The 10,771-nt window shown below is 69.6% G+C and carries 10 protein-coding genes; 7 read left to right on the forward strand and 3 right to left on the reverse strand.

What is annotated here, in order from left to right:
* Positions 1-40: 40 nt before the first annotated feature.
* The 4 genes from ACF8O7_RS17700 to ACF8O7_RS17715 all read left to right on the forward strand — a co-directional run bounded on the left by ACF8O7_RS17700 (position 41) and on the right by ACF8O7_RS17715 (position 5,833).
* Complete coding sequence (locus ACF8O7_RS17700) at positions 41-574, forward strand: hypothetical protein (protein ID WP_392443930.1); 534 nt, start codon at positions 41-43, stop codon at positions 572-574.
* Between the two features lie 116 nt (positions 575-690).
* Positions 691-3,162, forward strand: coding sequence for a DUF3141 domain-containing protein (locus tag ACF8O7_RS17705; protein WP_392443932.1), 2,472 nt, complete (start codon positions 691-693; stop codon positions 3,160-3,162).
* A complete protein-coding gene (locus ACF8O7_RS17710) occupies positions 3,159-4,589 on the forward strand; it encodes a bifunctional enoyl-CoA hydratase/phosphate acetyltransferase (protein ID WP_392407638.1) in 1,431 nt (476 codons plus the stop codon). The genes ACF8O7_RS17705 and ACF8O7_RS17710 overlap by 4 nt, the downstream gene beginning before the upstream one ends.
* Positions 4,586-5,833 (forward strand): acetate/propionate family kinase, encoded by a 1,248-nt coding sequence (locus ACF8O7_RS17715; protein ID WP_047219035.1) that lies wholly within the window; start codon positions 4,586-4,588, stop codon positions 5,831-5,833. The genes ACF8O7_RS17710 and ACF8O7_RS17715 overlap by 4 nt, the downstream gene beginning before the upstream one ends.
* Positions 5,834-5,846: 13 nt before the next feature.
* Here the strand turns inward: ACF8O7_RS17715 and ACF8O7_RS17720 are convergent, their stop codons facing one another.
* Entirely contained in the window at positions 5,847-6,197 is a 351-nt protein-coding gene (locus ACF8O7_RS17720; RefSeq protein ID WP_016449526.1) for a chorismate mutase, read from the reverse strand.
* A complete protein-coding gene (trpE, locus tag ACF8O7_RS17725; RefSeq protein WP_392412090.1) occupies positions 6,194-7,693 on the reverse strand; it encodes an anthranilate synthase component I in 1,500 nt (499 codons plus the stop codon). The genes ACF8O7_RS17720 and trpE overlap by 4 nt, the downstream gene beginning before the upstream one ends.
* Before the next feature lie 357 nt (positions 7,694-8,050).
* On the opposite strand from trpE, the gene ACF8O7_RS17730 reads away from it, so the two are divergent.
* From ACF8O7_RS17730 to ACF8O7_RS17740, 3 genes are read left to right on the forward strand one after another with little or no spacing between them, the layout of a single operon-like run.
* Positions 8,051-8,446: a hypothetical protein gene (locus ACF8O7_RS17730; RefSeq protein WP_013804688.1), complete on the forward strand. Its 396-nt coding sequence runs from the start codon at positions 8,051-8,053 to the stop codon at positions 8,444-8,446.
* On the forward strand, positions 8,443-8,892 hold the full coding sequence (locus ACF8O7_RS17735) for a hypothetical protein (protein ID WP_016449524.1): 450 nt from the start codon (positions 8,443-8,445) through the stop codon (positions 8,890-8,892). The genes ACF8O7_RS17730 and ACF8O7_RS17735 overlap by 4 nt, the downstream gene beginning before the upstream one ends.
* Entirely contained in the window at positions 8,892-9,872 is a 981-nt protein-coding gene (locus ACF8O7_RS17740; protein ID WP_392443934.1) for a CBASS cGAMP-activated phospholipase, read from the forward strand. Before ACF8O7_RS17735 ends, ACF8O7_RS17740 begins: the two co-directional genes overlap by 1 nt.
* A gap of 48 nt (positions 9,873-9,920) precedes the next feature.
* On the opposite strand, the gene ACF8O7_RS17745 is transcribed toward ACF8O7_RS17740, so the two are convergent.
* Positions 9,921-10,235 (reverse strand): hypothetical protein, encoded by a 315-nt coding sequence (locus tag ACF8O7_RS17745; protein WP_047219032.1) that lies wholly within the window; start codon positions 10,233-10,235, stop codon positions 9,921-9,923.
* Positions 10,236-10,771 lie beyond the last annotated feature (536 nt).

The raw sequence follows: 10,771 nt of genomic DNA on the forward strand, positions 1-10,771 counted from the left end.
GACAAGGCATCTTTCCACGTCAACCAGCAAGGAGTTCCATATGAGCGCACAGACCATTCCCCTCCATCTGCTCAAGGCGCAGCTCGAACTGCAGCTGCACCTGAGCCGGCTGCTGCAGGAAAGCGGCCAGCAATGGCTGGAACATGCCGCACGCAACGGCCCCGAGCGCATCGCCGAGACCGGCAACGAGATCGAGGGCGTGCAGCAGACCAGCTGCTGGCAGGAGCTGGCCACCCTGCCCGCCCAGGCCTTCTGGCGCCACGCCCACCTGCGCATGGGCCATGCCCAGGCCCTGGCCCAGACGGCCATGGCCAGCCAGATGACCCTGGCCCAGGGCGTGCAGCAGGCCGTGCACGACTGGCAGCAGCAGGTGGCAGCCACGCTGAGCGGCGGCGCCCAGGGCGCGGCCGACACTGCCGTGCCCTGGAGCGACCTGCTGGCGCGCTGGACCTCGGCCGTGCAGTCCATGGCCCAGTCCGTGACCCCATCCGTCACCCCGCCCGACCATGCGGCGCAGCAGCCCATTGCAGCGGCTGCCGCCGAAACGGCCCGGGACGCTGCCGCCCACGGCTGAAGAGCCCAGGGGCTGACACAAGCCGCACGGTCCCGCAGGCGCGGGGCCGTTTGGCGGCCATTCACACGCAATCTGCAAGCAGGGGGCAGGACATGCCCGTTAAAGGAGTGGGCCAGATGAACGAGCACCTCGATAGCCACGGCACCGTGGACGTGGGGGCACTGTGGGGCGATCCGCTGAAGCTGCCCCAGGCAGCTGCACAGTACGCCACCGATGCCTGGCAGCGCACGCTGCTGTATGCCGACATCCGGCGCCAGCGCGGCAACCAGTACCGCGCCCACCTGGCCGAGGAAGTGCCCAATGTGCTGAGCTTCCAGGCCGAGATCGTGATGTCGGGCCTGGAGCTGCCGCGTCCCGTCAACTACGGGCTGGCACGCATCGCGCCTATGGAGGGCACGGTCATCGACCCGGCCAAGCGCCCCTTCATCGTCGTCGATCCGCGCGCGGGCCACGGCCCTGGCATCGGCGGCTTCAAGCCCGACAGCGAGATCGGCGCCGCCCTCAAGGCCGGCCATCCCTGCTACTTCGTGGGCTTCCTGCCCGACCCCGTGCCCGGCCAGACCGTCGAGGACGTGATGCGCGCCGAGGCCGAATTCGTGCGCAAGGTCGCCGAGCTTCACCCCGAGAGCCGGGGCAAGCCCGCCGTCATCGGCAACTGCCAGGCCGGCTGGCAGATCCTCATGACGGCCGCCGTCTGGCCCGAGCTGTTCGGGCCCATCATCGTGGCCGGCGCGCCGCTGTCGTACTGGGCCGGAGACAACCCCATGCGCTACGGCGGCGGCCTCATGGGCGGCAGCTGGGTGACGGCACTGACCAGCGACCTGGGTGCGGGCCGCTTCGACGGCGCCTGGCTGGTGCAGAACTTCGAGAACCTCAACCCCGCCAACACGCTGTGGGAAAAGCAGTACCAGGTCTATGCCGACGTGGACACCGAGGGGCCGCGCTACCTGGGCTTCGAGAAGTACTGGGGCGGCCATGTCTTCCTCGAAGGCCGCGAGATGCAGTACATCGTGGACAACCTGTTCATCGGCAACCGGCTGGCCACGGCCGAGCTGACCACCTCGGACGGCGTGCGCATCGACCTGCGCAACATCCGCTCGCCCATCGTGGTGTTCTGCTCGCATGGCGACAACATCACGCCGCCGGGCCAGGCCCTGGGCTGGATCACCGACCTGTACCGTGATGACGAGGACATCGCCGCCCACGACCAGACCATCGTCTTCGCCACGCATGACAGCATCGGACACCTGGGCATCTTTGTCTCGGGCGCCGTGGGCCGCAAGGAGCACCGCGAGTTCGCGGCGCACATCGACATCATCGACCTGCTGCCCGCCGGCATCTACCGCGCCGAGATCGCCGACCGCCCCGCCGGCGTGCCGCCGCAGGAGCTGACCGACGCCGCCTACCTGATGAAGATCCGCCGCAGCGACCTGGCCGAGGTGCGCGACATCGTCCGGCCCGACCCCGAAAGCGAGCGCCACTTTGCCGCCGCCGCCCGCGTCTCCGAAATCAACCTGGCCCTGTACCGCAACACCGTGCAGCCCTGGGTGCAGGCGCTGTCCACGCCGCTGTCTGCGCGCTGGCTGCAGGCCATGCACCCGCTGCGCGTGGGCTATGAATGCTGGTCGGACTCGCACCCGCTGGCGCCCGTCGTGGCCCAGGCCGCCGAGCATGCGCGCGAGGACCGCCACCCCGTCGAGCCCGACAACCCCTTCCTGAAGGCGCAGCAGGCCATGTCGCAGGCCGTGGTGCATCTGCTGGACACCTACCGCGACCAGCGCGATGCCATGCAGGCGCGGCTGTTCCACGCCATCTATGGCTCGCCCCTGGTCCAGGCCCTGGCCGGCCAGAGCCGCCAGGACGATGGCCCGCCGCGCCCGCACCCCGGCGAATCGCCCGAGCACTGCCAGTACATGCGCCAGGAGCTGGCGCGGCTGCACGAAAGCGTGGCCCAGGGCGGGCTGTACGAGGCCGTCATCCGCGCCCTGTTCCACGTGCTGCGCGCACGCGGCGAGGCCGATGAACGCCACTTCCGCCACGCCTGGCGGCTGCTGCAGGACCACCTGGGCGGCGTGCCGCCCGACATGGCGCAGTTCCGCCGCATCGTGCGCCGCCAGGCCCTGCTGATGCAGCGCGAGCCCGACGCCGCCATGGCCGCCATCCCCCGGTTGCTGGCCGCCTCGCCCGCCGCCGACATCCGCTGGGGCATGACCACGGTGGACGAGCTGGCCAACCAGGGCGGCAACCTCAGCGATGCCGAGCACCAGCGCCTGCTGCAGGCCATGGGGCATTTCGTGCAGGCGCTGGAGGCCGCCGAGTCCAGGCAGGCGAAAGAGCAGGCCGAGCGGCTCCCGGCCATCGCGCCAGCCTCGGCGGCCGAGCCTGAACCCGCACCTGTGACGGTACCTTTGACGGCACCTTCGGCAGCGCCTCTGACCGCTCCTGTTGCGGCTCCTGTGGCCGCCCCTGCGGCAGCTCCTGAACCGGCCCCCGAGCCCGCACCTGTTCCCGAATCCGCGCCTGCCGCCAAGCGCCCCGCACGCGCCCAGGCCAGCCGCGCACACCCCAGCCCCCGGAAAAAGCGATGAACCTCTCCCCCGATTCCGATGCGGCCCTGCCGCCCGAAGACCTGGCCCTGATGCGCAACCACAGCTTTGACGAGCTGGACGTGGGCGACAGCGCCAGCCTGGAACGCACGCTGAGCACCCAGGACCTGCGCCTCTTTGCCGCCCTGTCGGGCGCGGCCGTGGCCGACGGCGCCGGCGCCGACGATGACGACACGGCCCTGATCGCCCACGGCATGTGGGGCGGCATGCTGCTGGCCTCGGTGCTGGGCACGCGCCTGCCCGGCCCCGGCACCACCCTGGTCGGCCAGACGCTGCGCTTTCTGGCGCCGCTGGCCGCAGGCGACCGGCTGACCGTGCGCGTGGAGGTGCTGGGCAAGCAGGCCGAGCAGCGCCAGGTCACGCTGGCCGTGGCCTGCACCAACCAGCATGGCGCCGCCGTGATCGAGGGCCAGGCCACCGTGCATGCGCCGGCGCGCCACATCGAGCGCCAGCGCACCAGCCTGCCCGAGATCCGCCTGGAAGCCGGCGGACGCGACGGCCTGCAGCGCCTTCTGGCCCATGTGGCCGGCCTGCCGCCCATCCGCGTGGCCGTGGTCCATCCCTGCGACGAGCCCAGCCTCTCGGCCGCGCTGGACGCGCGCCGCGAAGGCCTGATCGACCCCGTTCTGGTGGCCCCGCGCGCGCGGCTGGAGGCCGTGGCGGCCGAGCACGGGCTGGACCTGGGCGGCCTGCGCATCGAGGACGTGCCGCACAGCCACGCCGCCGCCACGCGCGGCGCCGAGCTGGCCGCCTGCGGCGAGGTCGAGGCCATCATGAAAGGCAGCCTGCACACGGACGAGCTCATGGCCGAGGTGGTGGCCGCCGCCGCCGGCCTGCGCACCAAGCGCCGCGTCAGCCACTGCTTCGTGCTGCAGACGCCGCACTACCCGCGCCCCTTCATCGTCACCGACGCGGCCATCAACCTCGCACCCGACCTGCAGCAAAAGGCCGACATCGTGCGCAATGCCATCGCCCTGGCCCATGCCATCGGCGTGCCCGAGCCCAAGGTCGCCATCCTGGCCGCCGTGGAGACCGTGAGCCCGCACATGCCGGCCACGCTGGACGCCGCCGCGCTGTGCAAGATGGCCGACCGGGGCCAGATCGCGGGCGGCGTGCTCGACGGGCCGCTGGCCTTCGACAACGCCGTGTCCATGGCCGCCGCGCGCACCAAGGGCATCGATTCGCCCGTGGCGGGCCAGGCCGACATCCTGGTCGTGCCCGACCTGGAAAGCGGCAACATGCTGGCCAAGCAGCTCATGTACATGGGCGAGGCGGCCAGCGCCGGCATCGTCATGGGCGCCAAGGTGCCCGTGATCCTGACCAGCCGCGCCGACAGCCGCGCCTCGCGCATCGCCTCCTGCGCCATCGCCCTGCTGCTGGCCCACCGCTACCGGAACTCGCCGCCATGATCCCTGCCCACACCGCATCCTCCCCCGCCCGCGAACTGGTCGTGGTGCTCAACTGCGGCTCGTCCAGCATCAAGTTCGCCGTCTTCGACGGTGCACAGCGCCCGCTGCCGCGCAAGCCGCTGTGGAACGGCAAGGTCCAGGGCATAGGCGGGCCCGCGCCCGACTTCGGCGAGAGCGGCGTGCCGCCCTTTGCCATCACCCTGGACACAGCCCACCCCTACCGCGCCGCGCTGCAGCTGATCCGCGAGCGCATCACCGCGCGCCTGGCGCAGCTGGACGGCGCCCGCGTGGCCGCCATCGCCCACCGCGTGGTGCACGGCGGCAGCCGCTACTTCGAGCCCGTGCGCGTCGATGCCGGCGTGCTGGCCGACCTCAAGGCCTTCATCCCGCTGGCGCCACTGCACCAGCCCTTTGCGCTGGAGGCCATGGACATCCTGCTGCGCGAGCGGCCCGAACTGGTGCAGGTGGCCTGCTTCGACACCGCCTTCCACCACACGCTGCCCAAGGTCGAGCAACTGCTGCCCCTGCCGCATGCGGCCTGGGAACGCGGGCTGCGCCGCTACGGCTTCCACGGCCTGTCCTACGAATACATGGCCACCGCCCTGCCCGAGCGCCATGGCGACCTGGCGCGCGGGCGCACCCTGGTGGCCCACCTGGGCAGCGGCGCCAGCCTGTGCGCCATGCAGGGCCTGCAAAGCGTGGCCACGACCATGGGCTTCTCTGCGCTGGACGGCCTGATGATGGGCACGCGCACCGGCGCGCTGGACCCCGGCGCCGTGATCTACCTGATGGAAATCGAAAAGCTCAGCCTGCAGGAAGTGGGCCGCATCCTGTACCACGAGTCCGGCCTGCTGGGCGTCTCGGGCACCTCGTCCGAGCCGCGCGTGCTGCTGCCGCTGGAGTCAGGCATCGATGCCCAGGCCGAGCGCGCCCGCGATGCGCTGGCCCTGTACGTGCGGCGCATCGTGCGCGAGATCGGCGCCCTGGTCGCCGTGCTGGGCGGCCTGGACCTGCTGGTGTTCACCGCAGGCGTGGGCGAGCACAGCGCCGAGATACGGCGGCGCGTGTGCGAGGGCCTGGGCTTTCTGGGCCTGCGGCTGGACGCCGAGGCCAATGCGCGCGATGCGGCCGTGATCTCGGCCACCGGCAGCGCCGTCACCGTGGGCGTGGAGCCCACCAACGAGGAATGGGTGGCAGCGCGCCATGCGCTGCGCTGGCTGCCGGGCAACGCGATTCCCGCATGAGTGTGAACAGGCCCTAGGAACGATCGTCCTGCGCACCGCCTTCGCGCAGCCGCGCGAACTCGCGGTGCTCGTAGGCAATGCATTCCTCCATGAGGTGGCGGTACACCGCCTCCATCATGTCGGGCTGGCCGCCCTCGGCGGCCGTGCGCTCGCGCACGCGGCGCACGATGGCCTCGATGCGGCCCTCGTCGCGCACCTGGGCCGCATCGGCCTTGATGCGCGCGGCCTGCTGCATGTAGCCCATGCGCGTGACCAGCAGCGGCACCAGCACATCGTCCAGCGCATCCACATTGCGGCGCACATCCAGCATGTCGGTGCAGTGCTGCACCAGGTCGATGGCCTGCTTGGCGCGGTCCGTGCTCATTCCAGTCCTTCCTCCACCAGCTCGGCCGCGCGCATCAGTGCGCGCGCCTTGTGCTCGGTCTCTTTCCATTCCATCTCGGGCACGGAATCGGCCACCACGCCGGCGGCGGCCTGCACGTAGAGCGTGCCGTCCTTGATCACGCCCGTGCGGATGGCAATGGCCAGGTCCATGTCGCCCGCAAAGCTCAGGTAGCCGCAGGCGCCGCCGTAGATGCCGCGCTTGGTCGGCTCCAGCTGGTCGATGATCTCCATGGCATGCACCTTGGGCGCGCCCGTCAGCGTGCCGGCCGGGAAGGTGGCCTTGAACACATCCATGTTGTCCATGCCGTCGCGCAGAATGCCCTCCACGTTGCTGACGATGTGCATCACGTGGCTGTAGCGCTCCACGGCAAAGGCCTCGGTCACCTTCACGCTGCCCGTCTTGGCGATGCGGCCGATGTCGTTGCGCGCCAGGTCGATCAGCATCACGTGCTCGGCGCGTTCCTTGGGGTCGGCCACCAGTTCCTTTTCGGTGGCCTTGTCGGCCTCGGGCGTGGCGCCGCGCGGGCGCGTGCCGGCCAGCGGGCGGATGGTGACCTTCTGGCCCTCGTCCGTGTTCTCCTGGCGCACCAGGATCTCGGGGCTGGCGCCCACCACATGGAAATCGCCCAGGTGGTAGTAGTACATGTAGGGGCTGGGATTGAGCGATCGCAGCGCGCGGTACAGGCTCAAGGGGCTGGCCGTGAAGCGCTTGTGGATGCGCTGGCCCACCTGCACCTGCATGAAGTCGCCCGCGGCGATCAGCTCCTTGGCCTTCTCCACGGCCGCCAGGTAGTCTTCCTTGGCAAAGCTGCGCTGGGCCGGGTGGCTCTCGCCGGCCTTGATCTGCGGCGCGCTGACCGAGTAGCGCAGCAAATCCTTCAGCTGGCGCAGCCGCTTCTTGCCGCGCGTATAGGCCTCGCTCTCGCCGGGGTTGGCATAGACGATCAGGTACAGCTTGCCCGACAGGTTGTCGATCACCGCCACTTCCTCGCACTGCAGCAGCAGGATGTCGGGGCAGTTGAGCGTATCGGGCGGGCAGGAATCTTCCAGCTTCTTCTCGATGTAGCGCACGGCGTCGTAGCCGAAGTAGCCGGCCAGCCCGCCGCAAAAACGCGGCAGCCCCGGGCGCAGCGCCACCTTGAAGCGCTTTTGGTAGGCAGCGATGAAATCCAGCGGATTGCCCTTGGCCGTCTCCACCACCTGGCCATCGGTCACCACCTCGGTGCATGCCGCCTCGCCGAAGCCGCTGGCGCGCAGCAGCGTGCGTGCAGGCAGGCCGATGAAGCTGTAGCGCCCGAAGCGCTCGCCGCCCACCACGGACTCCAGCAAAAAGCTGTGCTTGCCGTCACCGCCCGCATGGGCCAGCTTGAGGTAGAGGGACAGGGGGGTTTCGAGATCCGCAAACGCCTCGACCATCAGAGGGATGCGGTTGTAGCCCTGCGCAGCAAGGCTCTTGAATTCGAGTTCGGTGATCACGGGGGAAGGCTCCGGATTGCGTGGCGCTGGCAGACCTGGTGTGGGTGCGGGCTGCGTATGGATTGCGCCGATTCATTCGATTGGCCCGTAGGGCCTCGGGTGCACGCCGGGTCGCGCCCCGGGTGCTTCAGCTGTTCAGTTGGACAGGCTTGCGCCAGGGCCAGGCTCCCCGGTCTCCACAACCTGCAATGAACATGCGATGAATGAACATAGCGGGCAAGTGTAGCGCAGACGCGGCGGGGTACAAGTGCGGACCGGCGCCTGGCGGGGGCGCCGCAGGGGCCTGCCATGGCCACAATTGACACCCTGGTCAGCCTGACCAACAATGGCAGCACAACCTGACCAGAAAGGTCGATCATGCCGTCCCATTTCTCCGCCCGCACCGACGCTGCCTTGCCCGAGGGCGAACGCGACCCGCTGAACCGCGCCCTGCGGGACCTGAGCCATCAGGTCGGATCGGCCATGCCGCGCAACACCACGCCCATGCCGATCTCGGTCTTCAAGGCGCAGTACGGCGCGGTGCTCAAACAGGCCGATCACGACGGGGTGGCCCTCATCTCCCAGGGCCGCAAGCGCTACGTGATCGTCAGCGAGGAGCACATGGTGGCCCTGTCCGCCAACGAGCGCGCCCCCCGCACGGTGGCCGACATCTGCAGATCGCTGCCACTGCCGCGCCAGGCCGTGGATCTGTCCGCTGCGCAGATGTCCGGGGCGCGCGGCGATATCGACGTACCCGCCCGGCGCGCGCCATGAGCCGCTACCTGCTGGGCCCCCGCTGCCTGCTGTGGATGGCGAACCAGGAGCCCGCAACCCTGCAGTGGTTCTCCACCATCCGGCCGCTGGACTGCATCGTCAGCGACCTGTCCATGGCCATCGCCAAGGCGGCCGTGGCCGAGGCATTCCACGACCTGCGCGACCGCAACGAGTGGTTCTCCCTGCTCGATGCGCTGTACGCCAACCTGCGGGCCGAAGGCGCTTCCATGCTGACCAGCGTGGACAACAAGGTGCTGGAGCGCTTCATCGAATGGCGCAACTTCGCGCCGCTGGACAGCCAGGGCCCGCAGGGCACGGCGCCCCTGGCGCAGGACCTGCGGCTGCTCATCGCCACGGCCGACCTGCTCAAGGTCTGCTACACCGAGCCCGCCAACCTCTACCTGACGCAGGCCGCCGCCCGGGGCGTTGCCGTGCACGCGCTGTGATGGACTTCGACGTACCGCCCCTGTCCAGCGCGGTGCGCCAGGGCCTGCGCAGGCGCCGGGTCGTCCTGAGCCTGTCGGGCGGCGGCTATCGCGGCCTGTTCAGCGCCCATGTGCTGGAGCGCATCCACCGCGAATTCGGCAACGGCGACCTGCTGGAGAAAGTGGACCTGTTCGCCGGCACCTCCATCGGCGCCATCATCGCCACCGCCCTGGCCAGCGGCTGCCAGCCCGCGCGCATCAAGCAGTTGCTGCTGGACCACGGCCCCGCCATCTTTCCCTCCAAATGGCTGCCCGGCCTGCGCCAGGCCATGGGCAAGGCGCTCTATGACAGCGCCCCGCTGCGCGCAGCGATCAAGGAGGCCATGCCGCAAGCGGAGCAGTCCGCCCTGGGGCAACTGCAGGTGCCGCTGCTGCTGCCCGCCGTGAACTGGAATTCATCGCAGCTGCACGTGCTGGCCAGCGGCGCCCTGCCCGACAGGGACCGGCTGGGCCTGACGCTGATGGACGCCATGCTGGCCTCATCGGCCGCCCCCACCTACTTTCCCGCGCACGCCGCAGCAGGCCATGTCTTCGTGGACGGCGGACTCGCCGCCAACGCGCCCGACCTGCTGGCCCTGCAGGCCGCACGCCAGCTCTGGGGGCCAGCGGCCGACATCGTGATGATCAGCGTAGGCACCGCCAACCCCCAGCAGGGCCAGGACCCCGTGGCCATGCCCCGGCGCGGGCTGACCCTGGTCAAGCCCCTGCTGGACCTGGTCATGGCCGCCCAGGAGGTCCAGGCCGTCAAGGCGGCCCGCCAGGAACTGGGCACCAGCAGCTACCTGCGCCTGAACTTCACGCAGCCCCCAGCCCAGCAAAAGCGCCTGGGCCTGGACATCGCCAATGCCGACAGCACCCGGCTGCTGCAGGCCCTGGGCGACGAGTGCATCGCCGCCCTCACGGACCAGGAAAAGACGCTGCTGAAGAACGTCCTGAGCTGAAGCCCCAGGCCAAGCGAAGCGAAGGCCCGACAGGGCTTGCAAAGAGAATCAGCGCTCAAACGCCGCCGAAGCCGCAGCCATCCGCCGCAGATACGCCGGATCCTCCTGCAGGCAATGCACGTAGCTCACCTCGTCCTCCACCAGCTCCTCCATCCGCTGCGCAGACCCGCAAATGGCCTGCAGCGCATTGGCCACCACCTCCAGATTGCGATGGCCCTCGGGCCGCTCCAGCCAGGCCAGCGCCAGCTGGCCCAGCGAGTACACCTCGCTGCTGCCTTGCAGCGTCAGCCGGCCGATCTCGGTCACGGCATGGCTCAACTGCTGCGGCGTGGGCTGGGTCAGGGTTGGGGAAGCGGTACTCATGGCGCAACCCCTCCCACGGCAGACGCGCCAGCGTGGGGCGCTTGATGGGTGGAGGGGAAGGCAGAAAAAGAAGTGCCGTACATGACGTACATGATTTACTCCTCAGCGAGACGGGAACCACCCGTCTGTGTTCTTACGCACAAACAGGTGGACGGGATGTTAAGAACACGTGCTGAGCCGTGCGGACGCCCTTGCGGGTAGCCCCATCCCGCCCGTAACCGCAGGGACGTGGGCATGCACCCACGATCCGACAATTCAGACGTGACAAGGCCTCCTTAACGGCGAGGCCGCACCGCTCAACAGTCAAGTGTTCTTACGCACCAGCCCCTGAACAGGGGGCCGCCGCAATGATAGAGGCTTTCAAGACGGCAAGCGCCCCGAAGCCCCAAGCCGAGCGCAGCGAAGGCCCGGGCAAACTCCCCGTATGTCAGCGCCTGCGCCGTGGTGGTTGCGGGGTTGCAGTCCTGCCGAAGGACAGGACTGCTTCGTCATCTGACTCGCCGTGATTGTTTGAACGTAGCGCGCAGCGCGAAGTG

Origin of the sequence: Delftia sp. WSY_16, from assembly GCF_043104415.1 — a bacterium.
GTDB classification, from domain to species: domain Bacteria; phylum Pseudomonadota; class Gammaproteobacteria; order Burkholderiales; family Burkholderiaceae_C; genus Comamonas; species Comamonas tsuruhatensis.